Genomic DNA, 15966 nt, shown 5'->3' with positions numbered 1-15966 from the left:
CGCCGCATGTTCCTAACGTCCGTGATCGATACAGCTAGCGGGCGGGAACCTCTTCCCGGGGCTCGACGCCGGGCTCCCGGGGCTGCACGGCGTCCCGGCCATCGGTCCGCCCCAGCTTGCTGGGCCACCAGATCTTCGGCCCGATGTCGTAGGCGAGGGCCGGCACCAGCAGCGAGCGCACCAGCACCGTGTCCAGCAGGACGCCGAACGCCACGATGAAGGCCAACTGCACCAGGAACATGATGGGGATGACGCCAAGGGCGGCGAACGTGGCGGCCAGCACCACGCCGGCCGAGGTGATCACGCCGCCGGTCACGCCGAGGCCGCGCAGAATGCCCGGCTGGGTGCCGTGCTTGAGGGATTCCTCCCGCACCCGGCTCATCAGGAAGATGTTGTAGTCCACACCGAGGGCCACCAGGAAGACGAAGCCGAACAGCGGCACGGTGGCGTCGGCGCCGGGGAAGCCGAAGAGGTTGTTGAACACAAAGGCCGACACACCAAGGGCCGCTGCGTACGACAGCACCACGGAGAGCACCAGCAGGACCGGGGCCACGATGGAGCGCAGCAGGAGCATCAGGATGAAGAGGATCACCACCAGGACCACCGGAATGATGACCACCAGGTCGTGCTGGGCGGTGGTATTGGTGTCCAGGGCGGTTGCCGTCACGCCGCCCACCAGGGCGCCGGGGTCAACGGCCTTCACCTCGGTACGCAGGGCCTTGACGGTATCCTCCGCCGCCAGGGAATCCGCCGCGTCGTTTAGCGTGGCGTTGATGAGCACCTTTCCGTCCCGGACATCCGGTGCGGCGGGTGTGCCGGGGGCGCCGGTGATGGGCACACCGCCGGGGCCGAGCAGGTAGGCCTCGCCCACGCCGTCGTCCGCTTTCACCTTGTCCAGCACCTCCGCTGCCTTGCCCTGGTCTGCAACCACGACGGCGGGGCTGCCGCTGCCGGCGTCGAAGTGGCGGGCCAGGGCGTCCTGGCCGTCAACGGCGTTGGAGGCAGTAAGGATTACGTCCGTCTGCGGCACCCCGTTGGCTTTCAGCTGGAACAGGCCGCCCGCAGCGACCAGGAGCAGGAGGACCGAGGCAACCCACACGGTCCTGGGCCGGCGTGACACCAGCGAACCCGTGGCACGCCACAGGCCCTTTTGGCCTTCCAGCCCGGTGACCAGCTCAGGTTCACGCTGGTCTGCAGGCAGGAGCTTGGGCCGGAAGGGCCAGAACGCGGCCCGGCCCAGCAGTGCCATCAGGGCCGGCAGCAGGGTCAGTGCGGCGAACAGGGCACACAGGATGCCTGCAGCGGCAACCGGCCCCAGCGCTTTGTTGGAGTTGAGGTCGGAGAAGAGCAGGCACAGCAGGGCGATGATCACGGTGGCGCCCGAGGCCAGGATGGGCTCGAAGGACGCCTTCCAGGCGGTGAGCACGGCGGCCGTGCGGTTGGTGGTGTGGGTGAGCGCCTCGCGGAAGCGCGCCACGAAGAGCAGGGCGTAGTCCGTGGCGGCGCCGATCACCAGGATGGACAGGATGCCCTGGCTTTGGCCATTGAGCTGGATCCAGCCGGCTTTGGCCATGCCGAACACCAACAGGATGGCTGCACACAGGGCAAACACTGAGGTCAGGAGCACCATGATAGGCAGCAGCAGGGACCGGTAGACGATCAGGAGGATCACGAACACGGCGGACAGGGCAACGAGCAGGAGGATGCCGTCGATGCCGCCGAATGCCGCGGTCAGGTCTGCGGCAAGTCCCGCAGGGCCGGTCACAAAGGTCTGGGCACCTTCCGGCGCCGCCTCCCCTACCGTGGCCCTCAGTTCCTTGACGGCGTCCTTGAGCTCGGCCGACGATCCGATGGGGACGACGAACTGGACGGCCTTGGCATCCTTGGACGGGATGGGACCAATGACCGTGCTGCCGAGCTTGAGGTTTTCAAGATCGGCTTTCAGTGTGGCCAGTTCGCCCAGCTGGGGAGGTGTAAAAGCCTCGTTTTTCTCGATGACGATGATGCCCGGAACCTCGTCCGAGTCGCGGAACTTCGCCTGCCAGTCCTGCGCCTCAGTGGCCTCGGCGCTGGCGGGCAGGAAAGACGCCTGGTCGTTGGAGGAGACCTCCTCCAACCGGCCGAACGTGGGGCCGCCTACCCCGGCGAGTCCCAGCCAGGTCAGCACCAGGACAACCGGGATCAACCAGCGCAGCCAGAACGGGACGCGTTCCCTGCCTGCTTTTGTGCGTTTCATGATGCCTTACATGTGGGTGAGCATGAGGAGGAGTAGTATTTGTTCCAGCATAGATTATCTCCACAACAGAGATAAGTGCCAGTCAAGCTTTTTTTGCTTCCTCCCCGGCCAGGAAGGCAGGAAGTGGACAGGGCGCCAAGTGACCCCCGGCCCTGGAGTAATATCCGTCAGGACGCTTGGGCAAATACGCGAAGCAGATCGAAGGCTGGGAGGTGGAGATGGCAGGCGACGGCACTCCTGACGCATCCCCCTTCGCGCAGGCGGGGCCCGGCTTCGGGCATCCCCTGCTCCGGATCCTGCAGGAGTTCACCATCGAAGCGAACCGCTATGTGGACGCCGCCGGGGACCGCCAGGACATGCATCGCACCGACATGAACGCCCTCGCCGTGATCATGCGCCATACCGCCAGGGGCAGCATCGTGACGCCCGGACTGCTGCGGAAGGAACTGAACCTTAGTTCTCCCGCCACGACCGCACTGATCGACCGGTTGGACAGTTCCGGGCACGTGGTCCGGGAACGCCACAGCACGGACCGCCGGCAAGTCCAGCTGAAGATGACCCCCAAGGCATTCCGGGAGGGCGGAGCCATCTTCGCTCCGCTGGCACAGCACATGGGCAGCGCCATGGCCGGCTTCTCCGAGCAGGAACTGGAAACTGTCACGCGTTTCATGACGTCGATGATCGAAGCAACCGTGGCGGCAAGGACGGAATCCGAGTAGGAGCCTTGCGCGGAGGGTAGCGTTTGGTTATGAGTGCGCAGCAGCCTGAAGACGACGTTTACACGCACGGCCACCATGAATCGGTGGTCCGCGCCCATGCCGCCAGAACCGCCGAGAATTCGGCGGTGTTCGTCCTTCCGTACCTCACGCCGGGAGCGACCCTGCTGGACGTCGGCTGCGGGCCCGGCACCATCACCTGTGACTTCGCTGCCCTGGTCAGCCCCGGCAAGGTCACCGGACTGGACCGCTCACCGGACATCATCGCCCAGGCCCAGGCGCTCGCCGTCGAAGGCGAAGTGCCCAACGTGGAGTTCGTGGCGGGCAACATCTATGACCTGGACTTCGCGGACGAAAGTTTTGACGTCGTCCACGCCCACCAGGTGCTCCAGCACCTCACGGACCCCGTGGAGGCCCTGCGTGAGATGCGCCGCGTGGCCAAGCCGGGCGGCATCGTGGCCGTCCGCGACGCGGACTTCCACGGCATGAGCTGGTACCCCGAGATTCCTGAGCTCGACGAGTGGATGGACCTGTACCAGCGGATCGCCCGGCGTAACGGAGCAGAGCCCGACGCCGGGCGGCGCCTGGTCAGCTGGGCCCAGTCTGCGGGGTTCACCGATGTGGCACCCACCAGCAGCAACTGGCTTTACGCCACGGCACAGCAGCGCCGCTGGCAGGCCCGCGTCTGGGGTGAGCGGGTGCTGCACTCCGCGTTCGCCGAGCAGGCGCAGGAGTATGGGTTCGCCGAGCCCGCGGACCTGGCCAGGATCTCAGCGGGCTGGCACCGCTGGGGCTCCACGGACAACGGCTGGTTCCTGATCCCGAACGGTGAGGTCATCGCGCGGGCGTAGCTTCAGCTGTCCACATAGCCTGTGCCCGCACTCCCCGGTGCCGTTGGTCATCTGGATCCGGACGTAACGCGCTACTTTGCCATCGCCCATGCCGGGGCCTGGGCGGCGTGCACCGACGTCCACGCACCGGTCCTCGTGGAAGCGGAGGTGCTGGGGGAACTGGCCCTTGACCGCGGATTCCGCATGATCGGGCATTTTGGCCTCGACGAGGAAGGGTACCTGTCCAACGGCCCGCACTACTACTTCGACCGGTACCATCTGGGCCTGCCGTGCACCATGGACCACTGGGTGCATTCAAAGCATGGAAAGTGCGGCTGACAGGCAGGAGGGCATGCCCTTGCCCCCGTAAGATTGTTTAGTGCAATTTTCCCTGTGGCTGGCCCTCGCGGGTGCCGGCGTCCTGATCAGCTTTACCCCTGGCGCCGGGGCCATCAACACCATGAGCAACTCGCTCAACGCGGGCTTCCGCCGCTCCATCTGGGGAATCCTGGGCCAGCAGGCAGCCCTCGTAGTGCACGTTCTGATTGTGGCCCTGGGCGTTGGGGTGCTGGTGGCCAGTTCCCCCGTCGCTTTCAACGTGATCCGCTACGCAGGGGCGGCCTACCTGGTGTACCTGGGCATCCGCCAGTTCCTCAGCAAGCCCGGCGTCGCGCAGGAGCAGGCGGCCACGCTCCGCAACGAACCCGCCTGGTCCATCTTCCGGCGCGGCTTCTGGGTCAACTTGTTGAACCCGAAGGCGATCGTCTTTTTCCTTGCCTTCACGCCGCAGTTCATCCGGCCTGACCAGCCGCTGTTGACGCAGTACGCCATCCTCACCGTCACCATCGTGGCCATCGACATCCTGGTGATGTGGTTCTTTTTTGCGGCGGCCGCCCGGTCATTCCAGCGCTTCACCAACACAGATCAGGGCCAGCTGGTCCTCAGCCGGGTGTTCGGCGTCCTGTTCGTGGGTGTCGGCATCCTGCTGGCCCTGATCCACTGACGGGGCCCTTCCTGTCTCCGCACCACCACGGCCCGTACCCATTTCAAGGTTAGTAATGCATCTTTACAAGCAGTAAAACATTATGAACAGGCGGGTAGCCAGGAGCGCTAGGCAGCGAGCATGCTTATTCCCATGGACTCAACGTCGAGCGCATATCGCGTTATCACTGTCTGCACCGGCAATATCTGCCGGTCCCCCATGGCCGAGCTCATGCTCGAGGCAGCGCTCGAACGCGAGGGCCTGCACCGGCTGGTGGAGGTGGACTCCGCCGGCATCACCGGTTACGAGGCAGGCCGGCCCATCGACCCCCGCGCCGCCCGCCGCCTCGCTGCAACACAGCTGGCATCCGAGCACCACGTGGCCCGTGAGTGGGAGCCCGCCTGGTTCCGCGAGCGCGACCTGATCCTGGCCCTGGACATCGACCACTACGCATGGCTGACTGAAGCGGCTCCGGACCAGGAATCCCTGGACAAAATCCGCATGCTGCGCAGTTTTGATCCCGCCATGGCGGACCGCGACCGGCTGGACCAGGGCATCGAGGACCCCTGGTACGGCGGCCACGCGGATTTTGATGCCGTGTGGCACCAAATCCACACAGCCCTGCCGGGCCTTGTCCAGCACATCAGGACAGCGGTCCTGCAGAACACCCAGCTTCAGCCGCACTAGCAGCGGAACAGCAAACTTACGCAGCGTGCCCACTGAAAACGGTACGCTCTAGTCCATGAGCCCAGCCCCCGTCATCATCGCCATCGACGGGCGCTCCGGCGCAGGGAAGACCACCCTCGCCGTCGAGCTTGCAGCCCGGCTCCGCGCCCACCACAAGGTCTCGCTGTTCCACCTCGAGGACATCTACCCTGGCTGGGACGGGCTGGCGGCCGGCATCGAACGCTACCTCACCACAGTCCTCACCCCGCTCGGGCGGGGCGAGGCAGCGGCGTGGACCAGCTGGGACTGGGAGAACCATTACGACGGCGGCCCCCGGGTGACGCTGCCCGCGGAGATCGTCATCGTGGAGGGCGTGGGGGCGGCCGCGGAGGCCGCCCGGCCGATGCTGGATGCAGTGATCTGGGCCGAGTCCCCGGACGATGTCCGCCGGTCCCGCGCACTTGACCGGGACGGGTCCACCTACGAGCCGTACTGGGACCGATGGGCCGCCCAGGAGGAGGAGTGGCTGGGGCGCGACGATGTGCCCGGCAGTGCGGACCTCCGCGTCCAGAACCTCGCAGACGGATCAGCGCCGTCGGACCTGCTGCAGCTCCTGCCCTACCTGCCGGCCCTGGCCCCGGTCCTCGCCCCCGAACTGTCCGCGCGCAGGGGCCTGCGGCTCCACGCCGAGCGCCTGGATGCCGCGCCGGACGGCCCGGTGCTGTTCGAGTCCCTGTATGGCGCATCGGCCAACGCTGTCTGGCTGGACTCCTCCAACGCGGGCAGCCTGCCGGAGGCGTCCGACCCGGCAGCGCTGACCGCCGCGGTGCGCAGCCGGTTCAGCATTATGGCGGACGACGGCGGCACGTTCGGACAGTACGTCACGCACCGTTCAGGGGTCAGCCAGGTCAGGGCCGGGTCCTGCACCGCGAAAATCCCCGGCCCGTTCTTCCGCTGGCTCGACGCCGTCTGGGGCCGCCGGGCCGTACGCACCCCCGGTGGCTACCCCTGCGGGTTCACCTTGGGCTGGCTGGGCTGCCTGGGTTACGAGCTGAAGCGGGAGACCGGCGGCAGCGACGTCTCCGCGTCCACAACTGACGCTGTCCTGATCTTCGCCGGCCGGGCGGTGGTCCTCGACCACGCCAACGGAGACGCATGGCTGCTGGCGTTTGAGGCACCGGACGCCGACGAATGGCTGGCATTGGCGCGGGCCGCCGTGGAAGCTGCGGCGGGATCAACCTCGGAAGCCGGCGGCAGCACCGGCGTCGTACTAGCTGAGCCCCCTGTTTTCCGCAGCCGGGACACGGGCGCACAATACCGGGACAAAATCGCCGCCGCCCAGCACGAAATTGCCCAGGGAAACACCTACGAAGTGTGCCTGACCACCACCCTTGAAGCCCGGATCCCGGCCGGCTCGCTGGATCCATGGGCCGCGTACCTGGCGCTGCGCCGCCGGAATCCAGCCCCGTTTGCCGGTTACCTTCGGTTCGGAGACCTGTGTGTGGCCAGCACCTCGCCGGAGCGGTTCCTGCAGATAACGTCGGACGGCGGCATGCGCGCCGAGCCGATCAAGGGCACCCGGCGCCGGGCTGCGGACCCCGAGGAGGACAGCCGGCTGCGCACGGAACTGGCCTCGTCGCTGAAGGACAGGGCCGAGAACATCATGATCGTGGACCTGCTGCGCAACGACCTCAGCCATTTCGCGGAGCCGGGCACTGTTACGGTCAGCCGGCTTTGCGCGATCGAAAGCTACGCCACAGTGCACCAGATGGTCAGCACCATCGACGCGCAGCTCCCTCCCGGAGCACCGCGGGCAGAGGCGGTGGCAGCGTGTTTCCCGGCCGGCTCCATGACCGGAGCGCCCAAGATCAGCACCATGGCCATCCTGGACCGGCTGGAGGCGGGGCCGCGGGGTCTCTATTCCGGCGCCTTCGGCTACTTTTCGCTCAACGGCGCGGCTGACCTCGCCGTCGCCATCCGGACCCTGGTGACCAGCGCGCCAGGGGACGGAACCGTGGAACTGTCGCTCGGCGTCGGCGGCGCCATCACCTCGGACTCGGTTCCGGACGAGGAATATGACGAGATCCGGACCAAGGCCTACGGTGTGCTTTCCACCCTCGGCGCGACCTTCCCTTACGCCTGACAGCGGTCCCCGGCCCACCCACCGGCCTGCACCGGGGCATCCACACTGCGGACGCCGGTTTGGGCAGACGCCGTGCGGGGTAGGCCCAGAGCGTCAGCTGAACCGCTCAAGCCACGCGGCGGACTCCACAAAGCTTCCACGAGTTAGGTTTGCCGCGTGACGGATTCCCATCCCCGCAACTCCAGCAAGCAGGCACCGCGTACCGTCAAATACGTGCTCATGCTTGGCGCCCTCGCCGCGCTGCCGGCACTCACCACGGACATGTACCTGCCCTCCCTCCCCGCCGTGGAGGCCGATCTCCACACCACGCAGACTGCCGCCCAGCTGACACTGTCCGGAACCCTCGTCGGAGCCGGGGTTGGCCAGCTGGTGATCGGCCCGTTCTCCGACCGGTTCGGACGAAGGCTGCCGCTCATCATCGGCATTTCCCTGCACGTGGCCATCTCCCTCCTGTGCTCCATCACCCCGAACATCGAGACACTGACGGGGCTGCGGGTGCTGCAGGGCTTCTTCAACGCGGCCGCCGCGGTGGTGGCACTGGCCGTCATCCGCGACCGCTTTGTCGGCTCGGCCGCCGCCCAACTGCTGTCCCGGCTGATGCTGGTCATCGGCGTCGCACCGCTCCTTGCCCCCACCGTGGGGCAGGCGATCGCCGCCGTGTGGGATTGGCGTGCCGTCTTTTACGCCCTGGCACTCATCGGGGTGGTCCTGGTGGCAATTGTCCTGAAGTTCATGCCGGAGACGCTGCCGGAGGACCGGCGCAGTCCCGGCCACCCCAAGCATGTGGCCAGGGCATACTGGGCGCTGCTGCGGGACAGGCATTTCATGGCGCTGGCCGTCATCCCCGGGTTGGGGTTGGCCCTGATCATGAGCTACGTGGTGGGGTCGCCCTTCGTCTTCCAGAACGAATACGGCCTCACGGCCCAGCAGTTCGCCCTCGTCTTCGCCCTCAACGGGGCCGCGCTGGTGCTCTCGGCCCAGCTCAACGCGGCACTCGTGAAGAAGTTTTCGCCGGTCCGTCTCCTGCGCACCGCCCTCCTGGCCCAGCTGGTGCTGGCCCTGCTGCTGCTCCTGGTGGTGGCCACCGGCGCCGGCGGTGCCTTCGGGCTGATCGCCGGCTTGTGGCTGGTCCTGTCAGCACAGGGCATGGTCCCGGCCAACGCCTCCGTCCTGGCCCTGCACAATTACGGCCACATGGCGGGAACGGCAGCAGCGGTGATCGGCGCTCTGCAATCCGGCGTTGCCGGACTGGTCAGCCCCCTGGTAGGGGTACTGGGCGGAAATTCGTTGTCGATGGTCAGCGTCATGATCGGCAGCTGCGCCGTCGCGGTGGCGGTGCTTGCCGTCGGCACTCCCGCCTACCGGAAGGGCGGCTGGGCGGAACACGCAGGGCTCGACGACGGCCAGCGCGTGGGTGCCGACGACTAGGTGCCGCCGGACAGGCTTACTGGACGGGCCTTACTGAACCGTGGCCCTACTGCACTGTGGCTGTCAGGCGTGCCACGTTGTCCACGTACCGCGCCGCGAGGGGCCGGTTGAGCCAGTCCGCCAGCTTGAGCTCGTGGGAGATGTCCCGGTAGGTGTCCTCCACCGCCCGCATCTTGTTCACGATGTCCTCGCCCAGGAGCATCACGGACACCTCAAGGTTCAGCGAGAAGGACCTCATGTCCATGTTGCTGGAGCCCAGGACGGCAACCTCGTCGTCAATGGTGAAGTGCTTGGCGTGCAGCACGAACGGCGCCTTGTACAGGTAGATCCGCACACCCGCCTCAAGGAGCGCCTCGTAGTAGGACCGCTGCGCGTGGTGGACCAGGAACTGGTCGCCCTTCTCGGACACGAACAGTTCCACGTCGACGCCGCGCTGGGCCGCCGTGGTGATGGCGTACAGCAGCGAATCGTCCGGAACAAAAATAGGGGCTGCAGATGGAGATGCGGTGCTGCGCCGAGTAGATCAGCGTGTTGAACAGCCGGAGGTTGTTTTCCGTGATGAATCCCGGACCGCTGGGCACCACCTGGGCGGTGATGCCGCCGGGATGCGGATCGGAGGGAAGCTGCAGCTGGTGCTCCAGCGACTCATCGGTCTCGCTCAGCCAGTCGGTGGCGAACACGACGTTCAGGGTGGTCACGATCGGCCCGCGCAGGCACGCCATCAGCTCCACCCACTCGCGGCCCGCCTTGCGGTGGCGGGGGTTGTTGTAGGAGGGCTCGATCAGGTTCTGCGACCCCGTGAACGCGATCTCGCCGTCGACCACCATGATCTTGCGGTGGTTGCGGAGGTCCGGCCGACGCCACTGGCCGTGGATGGGCAGGAGGGGAAGCATCCGCTTCCACTGGATCTTGCCCGCCTTGAGGCGCTTGAGCAGTTTTTTGTAGCCCTTGATCCGCAGCGTGCCGATGTGGTCGAACAGGAGGCGCACCTCGACGCCCCGTTCGGCGGCTTCCTCCAGGGCCGTGAGGAGATCATTGGTGACGTGGTCCGAGCTCATGATGTAGAACTCGGCATTGACGAACTTCTTCGCCTTCCGCACGGCCTTGGTCATGTCCAGGATGGAGTCCGGGTAGCCGGGGATGAGTTCCACGGAGTTGCCGTCCACCATGGGCAGCGACCCCAAGGTGCGGTTGAGTTCCGCAGCGGACTTGACCCACTCCGGGCCGGGATAGTCGCTTTCGACGTCCGAAAGCGACGTGATGCCGGCCTGCACCCGGTCGTTGACCTGCTGCTGCTGGGCGCGGCGGCGGCTGGACAGCTGGAAATTGCCGAACAGCAGGAACAGGATGATGCCGACGAAAGGAATGAAGAAGATCCCCAGGAGCCAGGCCATGGCCGTAGTGGGACGCCTGTTGCCGGGAATGATGCCCAGGGCCAGGACCCTGATGACAAGGTCGGCGAAGCCCAGGAGCACCACCACCCACGTCGGCGCGGTGCCGGCAAGCGAAAATGGCCACAACACGTGTCTATAACCCCCGGGGAGATCGGGCTCCGGAGGACGGCTTCCGGCCGGTGCACTCTGCCCAGCTTATCCGCGGTGCCGCACTAAGCTGGTGCCATGACCTCTCCAGCCCCAGTGGTTCTCACTTTCCTCGATCCCGCGTTCCCGGACGGCAGGGTGGCGGATGCGTCCCAGCCCCAGCTGCTGGTCACGGACCTTGGGGTCACCAGGGGCGACGGCATCTTCGAGACGATGCTTGCGGTAGGCGGATCAGTACGGAAAATGCAGGCGCACCTGGACCGGCTCGCAGGCTCTGCCGCTGCCCTGGATCTGGCCATCCCGGATCAGGACGTGTGGCGCCGGGCCATTGCCGCCGCCGTGACCCGGCACCGGACAGAGAACCTGCCGGCGGACGCTGGCGCGGATGAACTGGTGGTCAAGCTGGTGGTGACCCGCGGGGTGGAGGGCGCCCCGGCCCCCACGGCGTGGGTGCAGGCCTCGCCCGCCGGGGCGGCCGGCCGCCGCCAGCGCGAGACGGGCATCGACGTCATCCTCCTTGACCGCGGCTACGACAGCGACGTGGCCGAACGGGCACCCTGGCTGCTCCTGGGCGCCAAGACACTTTCCTACGCCGTCAACATGGCAGCGCTCCGCTACGCACACAAGCAGGGCGCGGACGACGTCATCTTCCTGTCCTCCGATGGCCGCGTCCTGGAAGGCCCCACGTCAACGGTGCTGCTGGCACATGTGGACAAGTCCGACGACGGCACGCCAGTCAAGCGCCTCATCACACCTCAGCTGGACAGCGGCATCCTGCCGGGCACCTCCCAGGGGGCGCTTTTCGCTGCCGCCAAGGCGGCGGGCTGGGAACTGGGCTACGGCCCCCTGGAGCTGCAGGACCTCCTGGACGCGGATGCGGTCTGGCTGATCTCCAGCGTCCGCCTGCTTGCCCCTGTGAACACGATTGACGGCAAGCAGATCGGCGCCCCGTCGGTCCAGAAGGAGCTGACAGTTGAGTTGAGCGGGCTTTTCGCCGGCATCCACTAGGCGCTGCAAGGAGGTTAATCCCTTTTCCCACTCCCGCATCACCCGTAAGGTGTGGACCATGGACTCGCAAAACCTGCCGATCGAAAAACTGTCCTTCGACGACTGCTGGGAACTGCTCGACAATGACACTGTGGGCCGGCTGGCCATCGTGGTGGATGAGCATCCGGAAATCTTCCCCGTGAACTACGTAGTCCACCTGCGCAGCATCGTCTTCCGCACGGCCCCGGGCTCAAAGCTCTGGGGCGCCAGGATGGAACGGCCCGCAGCGCTCGAAATTGACGGCTACGACCCCGCCTCCGAAATGGCCTGGAGCGTGGTGGTGCGGGGTGACACGGAGATCATCGAGGACCAGGCCGTGCAGGATGCGGTGGACGGGCTTGGCCTGGAACCGTGGCAGCCCGGCGAGAAAGCCAACTACGTCAGGCTAGGCGCCAAGGCGATGACGGGCCGCCGGTTCCGGGTGAACCGGCCCGACGTCTGGAACACCCGCCTGCAGGACCGCCGCCGCGCGTCGTTCGAATAGCCTCGCCCGCACCAGCAGCGCCAATTCCGGGCTCGCTGATCAGGTGCCTGACCCTGCGGCCGGCCGTGCAAGCTGTGCTTCCAGCCCGGTGAGCAGGATGCCGAGCCCCTGATCAAGCTCCGCGTCGCCGTCGTACTCCGCCAGTACCGGAGCCAGCGCACGCAGCCGCGGAAATTCCTTTGCGGGCAGGCGGTGGAGGCCCAGGCGCAGCAGCGCCTCGTTCTCTTCCGGGTCCACCACATACTCCTGCAGCTCGTTCAGGATGTGCCCGTAAAGGAAGCCGTAGTAGGCGCGGTAGACGTGGAGCGCGTCGGCCGGCTCGAACCCTGCCGCCACCAGCAGGGAGAGGATCTGTTCCAGGGGGCGCAGCGTCCCCAGCGGGCGCAGGCCCAGCGGCGTGGACAGGGGGCGTGTGACCAGCAGGGGCACCACGTTGGGGTGGCGGAGCGCTTGCCGGCGCAAATCGTGGGCAAGGGCCCTCAGCTGCGCCTTCCAGTCAGGGTCCGCGGACTGTATGGAAAGCTCAACGAGGACGAGCTCGGCCACTCCGTCGAGCAAGGCAGCGCGGTTTTCAGCGTAGCGGTAAAGGCTCATGGGATCCCGGCCGAGCTCCTGCCCCAAGCGACGCATGCTGAGCGCCTCGAGGCCCTCGGCGTCGACGAGTTCCAGGGCCTTCGCCAGCACGATGTCCCTGCTCAGACGGGTCTTGGTTGAGCCCGGCGCGGACGTTTTGGCGGAATTCATCGAAAAGTTCCTCACTGCCGGCATCCTCCCCCGGACATACCCGGGACAGTTGCCAGATAAATGGCCTACGGGTAAAGTCTACAGTGTAGAGAAGGCGGTGACAGCGCTGATGCTCCCCCGGTCTCAGCGGGGGACAACCTTAAGACCCGACCGCCCCCGTGCAGGGCCTCGCGGTCCGCTGCTGTAGCCGAACGGCGGCACCAAGCACTTAGCGAAGGGACGCCCTCATGGCCGATTCGCAGTTTGACCTTTTCCTCCACGAAGCTACCTACGCCGACCAGGTTTCCGATGCCAACCTGGACCGGGACCGCCTTTACGGGCTGTACACGAGCTGGTGCTGCATCAATGCGCAGCCGCCTGGCGCGGAGTCCAGTTTCTGGGCCGCCATGAAACACAGGTTCCCGCAGCGGCGCAACGGGCTGCGCATGAAAGGCCCGGCCGCTGCCGACTACATCCTGGCGAGCAGCCCGGCACTTGTCTAAGTTGCCCACGATTTTCCAACAGTCCGCCGGATAACCAGCGCGAACCACCACATGCTGTGGCACCTTTGGTGCCGCAGCATTTTCGTCCCCGGGCTAGGTAGGGATAATCCGGAACAGGAACCTGGTGCGCACCATTACCCACAGCAGACCAAGGACCACGGCGTAGGCCGCGGTGTTCAGCAGGATGCTCTGCTGCTGCAGCGCCGGAATATTGGCGACGACGGCGATCAGCAGCACGTGCATGATGAACACGTAGAGCGTGGCCCGGCCCAACGGGATCAGGAACCAGCCCAGGGCCCGCTGCACGGGCTTCCAGTAGGCGCTGAGGAATGCGTAGGCCGACACCACCAGGACCATGACGTTGAGCAGGCGGCCGAGGGCCAGATACGTCCGGCCGAAAAGTGTGTCATACATGGCGCGGTATGCAGCATCCGGCAGGACCGTCAGGCGGACGTCGTAGTTGTTGGCCAGATACGGGTTGCCCCACGACAGGAAGGCCAGCGCGAACGCCGCTGCGGTGCAGGCAACCACCAGCCAGCCGTGCTCCGACAACCAGGCAATGATGATCCGGCGGTAGTAGCCGGCAACCAGTCCCAGTACGAACAGCACCTGCCACACCAGCAAGGGGAAGGAATCCTCGAACTGCGACGGCAGGACGCGGAACCTGGTTACGGTGCCCACTGCGTACAGGGCGAGCGTCGCCGCCAGCACCCAAATGGCCTTTCCGCGGTTCAGCGCCGCCAGGATGAGCGGGCTGACAAGCAACAGCACCACGTAGAGGCCCATGGCGTTGAACTGCCAGGGCCCGAACTGCAGCAGCACGATGGCCGGCAGCACATGAGGCGGAACGGGGAACTGGAACAGGGACGACATGCCCGCATAAAGGTCGTAAGTCCGTCCGGCGCCGTTGTGCCCGGCGCCGCCGGTTCCCTGGTCCACGAAGGTGGTCAGCGCCTCGGTATGGAAGAACGGAAGCAGGGACAGAAGGAAGACACCGATCAGCACGGCGAGCGCGGTCAGGTAGAGCTTGCCCGCGCGGCGGGCGGTGAGGTCCACCACCCGGCCGAAGTCCTCCTTGGCCTTGGGCCCGTACACCATGCCCACCACCAGCCCGGAGAAGAGGACAAACAGCTCGGCGCCTGACACGAAGCCCACGGCCTCCTGGGTCAGCAGCTGAAAGAGCGAAGCCATTCCCAGGTGGTTGACCACCACAAAAACAATGGCGACGCCGCGCAGCAGGTCAACGCGCGAGTCCCTGGTGGAAGGATCCCGGTAGCTCCAGGCTGTCGCCGCGTTGATCCGGCGGGGAACCTGCCACAGGGCCACCAGGAGGATGACCATGGCGGCGGCAACAGTCCACGCTGCCGCCCCGGAGAGGGTGTTGGCCCGGACGTAGGTGCTGGTGGAGGCCACATCGGTGACGGGGCCTGTCACCATCGGCGAGGCCTTCAGCCTGTCCAGCGCCGCCTTTGCGTTATCCGGGTTTCCGGTGAGCAGCCAACTGATGCTCGCCACGCCGGTGTCCCTGGTGCTGGTGCGCTCATCCCACACAATGGCAGCCGTGCGGGCGAAATCCGGGGAGGTGGCAGTTCCCACCACCTGGTCCCACCAGCCCGCTTTGATGTCCGTCTCAGGTGCGCCACTGGAGGCGGTGCTGTAGAACGCCGACGTCTGAAGGAGGAATGGCTTCCTGCGCCCCTCCGAGTAGGTGCCATAGAAGTCTTCGCCGCCGGAGGCCGTGAGCATCTCCTGGAGCTCGCCGGCGCGGGGCAGGGTGTTGGCGGCGGCTCCGCCGCCGGTGTCGTCGTGATAAGCAGCCAGCCCCACCCAGTCCACGGCGTCATCCCCGGGGTAGTACGGTGCGTAGGCGCTGTCGCTTCCGTTCCAGGACCCATCCCCATTCGTGTCCAGGAGGGCGAAACCGCCACTTCCCGGCTGCGGCGCGTTCCGGCTCCGGTCAAAGGGGTAGTCCTTGCCCAGGTAAGGTGCCCACACCATGGTGACCCGAACGCCGTCGTACTTCCTGAATGCCGTGGACACCGCCTGGAAAGCCTGACGGTAGGCTGCGGGCTGCTGGCCCCAGCCCACCCAGCTTGTGTTCATGTCGGGCGCGAACCGGATCAGCAGTTGCCCGATGTAGCCGGACGTCAGGCGCCCTACCTGCTGCGCGAAGGCTTCGGCCTCCGCAGCGCCGAGCTGGTCCAGCGGCGCGGACGGCTTCACCGTGAGCAGGGCGTGCGCGCCCTTGGCTGCGGCCTGCTGCAGGAAGCCGTCGATGTCGTTCCGCTCAGACTCGCGGTACGGCATGGTGATGTCGTGCCCGAAGACGGCGGGGCTGGCGCCGAGGCGGTCGCTGAAGCCTGCAGCGGTATCCTCGCCCCACTCAAGCACCGCACCCAGCCAAGGCTTTCCGCTGTCAGGTGCGCTCTGGGCCGCCTGGGCCGGGCCTGCCGGTGCCACCACAGCCAGGAGGGCAATAACGGCGGCTGCCAGGAAGGCGGGCACGGAACGCGGACGGCTCCGCCTGACGGCGTGGTGGTGCGATGTGATTGCCCGCATGCTGACAAGGACCCCCGGTACTCATTGCTCTGACGACGGGGCGGCGCCCCCGTGAGAACTTTATCGGCCCCGGGGCCCTGTATTGGGCATGCGCCGCGCGTCCCACCT

The 15966-nt window shown here is 66.6% G+C and carries 13 protein-coding genes and 1 pseudogene; 10 read left to right on the top strand and 4 right to left on the bottom strand.

All coding sequences use genetic code 11. The features are described 5' to 3' along the window. Positions 1–34 precede the first annotated feature (34 nt). Positions 35–2236 carry an MMPL family transporter gene (locus QF031_RS00695; protein ID WP_307422718.1) on the bottom strand — a complete coding sequence of 734 codons (2202 nt, stop codon included), beginning with the start codon at positions 2234–2236 and terminating at the stop codon, positions 35–37. A 218-nt stretch (positions 2237–2454) separates the two neighbouring features. Between QF031_RS00695 and QF031_RS00690 the strand changes: the two genes are divergently transcribed. From QF031_RS00690 to QF031_RS00660, 7 genes are all read left to right on the top strand, one after another. Then, positions 2455–2955 carry a MarR family winged helix-turn-helix transcriptional regulator gene (locus QF031_RS00690; RefSeq protein ID WP_307433034.1) on the top strand — a complete coding sequence of 167 codons (501 nt, stop codon included), beginning with the start codon at positions 2455–2457 and terminating at the stop codon, positions 2953–2955. Between the two features lie 29 nt (positions 2956–2984). Next, positions 2985–3803, top strand: a complete 819-nt coding sequence (locus tag QF031_RS00685; protein WP_307422716.1) for a methyltransferase domain-containing protein — start codon at positions 2985–2987, stop codon at positions 3801–3803. A gap of 21 nt (positions 3804–3824) precedes the next feature. Further along, the gene (locus tag QF031_RS00680) at positions 3825–4121 is read left to right on the top strand and encodes a hypothetical protein (RefSeq protein WP_307422714.1); all 297 of its coding nucleotides are present in this window, start codon (positions 3825–3827) and stop codon (positions 4119–4121) included. Between the two features lie 40 nt (positions 4122–4161). Beyond that, a complete protein-coding gene (locus QF031_RS00675) occupies positions 4162–4785 on the top strand; it encodes a LysE family transporter (protein ID WP_307422712.1) in 624 nt (207 codons plus the stop codon). 132 nt (positions 4786–4917) lie between these two features. Next, positions 4918–5451: a low molecular weight protein-tyrosine-phosphatase gene (locus QF031_RS00670; protein WP_307422710.1), complete on the top strand. Its 534-nt coding sequence runs from the start codon at positions 4918–4920 to the stop codon at positions 5449–5451. Between the two features lie 55 nt (positions 5452–5506). Next, positions 5507–7573: an aminodeoxychorismate synthase component I gene (gene pabB, locus QF031_RS00665; protein WP_307422708.1), complete on the top strand. Its 2067-nt coding sequence runs from the start codon at positions 5507–5509 to the stop codon at positions 7571–7573. A gap of 156 nt (positions 7574–7729) precedes the next feature. Next, positions 7730–9001, top strand: coding sequence for a multidrug effflux MFS transporter (locus QF031_RS00660; RefSeq protein WP_307422707.1), 1272 nt, complete (start codon positions 7730–7732; stop codon positions 8999–9001). 46 nt (positions 9002–9047) lie between these two features. Here the strand turns inward: QF031_RS00660 and cls are convergent. Continuing rightward, positions 9048–10524 (bottom strand): annotated as a pseudogene (cls, locus tag QF031_RS00655) (cardiolipin synthase). 96 nt (positions 10525–10620) lie between these two features. On the opposite strand from cls, the gene QF031_RS00650 reads away from it, so the two are divergent. Both QF031_RS00650 and QF031_RS00645 read left to right on the top strand, forming a co-directional pair. Then, on the top strand, positions 10621–11550 hold the full coding sequence (locus QF031_RS00650; RefSeq protein ID WP_307422705.1) for an aminodeoxychorismate lyase: 930 nt from the start codon (positions 10621–10623) through the stop codon (positions 11548–11550). A gap of 58 nt (positions 11551–11608) precedes the next feature. After that, complete coding sequence (locus QF031_RS00645; RefSeq protein WP_307422703.1) at positions 11609–12073, top strand: pyridoxamine 5'-phosphate oxidase family protein; 465 nt, start codon at positions 11609–11611, stop codon at positions 12071–12073. Between the two features lie 39 nt (positions 12074–12112). Here the strand turns inward: QF031_RS00645 and QF031_RS00640 are convergent, their stop codons facing one another. Continuing rightward, on the bottom strand, positions 12113–12817 hold the full coding sequence (locus QF031_RS00640; protein WP_307422702.1) for a TetR/AcrR family transcriptional regulator C-terminal domain-containing protein: 705 nt from the start codon (positions 12815–12817) through the stop codon (positions 12113–12115). Positions 12818–13044: 227 nt separating this feature from the next. Between QF031_RS00640 and QF031_RS00635 the strand changes: the two genes are divergently transcribed. Then, positions 13045–13299 (top strand): hypothetical protein, encoded by a 255-nt coding sequence (locus tag QF031_RS00635; RefSeq protein ID WP_307422700.1) that lies wholly within the window; start codon positions 13045–13047, stop codon positions 13297–13299. Between the two features lie 93 nt (positions 13300–13392). Here QF031_RS00635 and opgC read toward each other — a convergent pair whose 3' ends face one another. Further along, a complete protein-coding gene (gene opgC, locus QF031_RS00630) occupies positions 13393–15858 on the bottom strand; it encodes an OpgC domain-containing protein (RefSeq protein WP_307422697.1) in 2466 nt (821 codons plus the stop codon). Positions 15859–15966: the final 108 nt, after the last annotated feature.

It is taken from the genome of Pseudarthrobacter defluvii, assembly GCF_030816725.1.
In the GTDB taxonomy this organism is placed as follows: Bacteria; Actinomycetota; Actinomycetes; order Actinomycetales; family Micrococcaceae; genus Arthrobacter; species Arthrobacter defluvii_A.
Note: the sequence above shows the minus strand (reverse complement) of the source record. Positions and strands in the feature narration are given on the sequence as shown.

Excerpts from the sequence above, each read along its gene's own strand:
- QF031_RS00695 (WP_307422718.1), bottom strand. The coding sequence starts at position 2,236 with ATGAAACGCACAAAAGCAGGCAGGGAACGCGTCCCGTTCTGGCTGCGC.
- QF031_RS00690 (WP_307433034.1), top strand. The coding sequence starts at position 2,455 with ATGGCAGGCGACGGCACTCCTGACGCATCCCCCTTCGCGCAGGCGGGG.
- QF031_RS00685 (WP_307422716.1), top strand. The coding sequence starts at position 2,985 with ATGAGTGCGCAGCAGCCTGAAGACGACGTTTACACGCACGGCCACCAT.
- QF031_RS00670 (WP_307422710.1), top strand. The coding sequence starts at position 4,918 with ATGGACTCAACGTCGAGCGCATATCGCGTTATCACTGTCTGCACCGGC.
- pabB (WP_307422708.1), top strand. The coding sequence starts at position 5,507 with ATGAGCCCAGCCCCCGTCATCATCGCCATCGACGGGCGCTCCGGCGCA.
- QF031_RS00650 (WP_307422705.1), top strand. The coding sequence starts at position 10,621 with ATGACCTCTCCAGCCCCAGTGGTTCTCACTTTCCTCGATCCCGCGTTC.
- QF031_RS00645 (WP_307422703.1), top strand. The coding sequence starts at position 11,609 with ATGGACTCGCAAAACCTGCCGATCGAAAAACTGTCCTTCGACGACTGC.
- QF031_RS00640 (WP_307422702.1), bottom strand. The coding sequence starts at position 12,817 with ATGAATTCCGCCAAAACGTCCGCGCCGGGCTCAACCAAGACCCGTCTG.
- QF031_RS00635 (WP_307422700.1), top strand. The coding sequence starts at position 13,045 with ATGGCCGATTCGCAGTTTGACCTTTTCCTCCACGAAGCTACCTACGCC.
- opgC (WP_307422697.1), bottom strand. The coding sequence starts at position 15,858 with ATGCGGGCAATCACATCGCACCACCACGCCGTCAGGCGGAGCCGTCCG.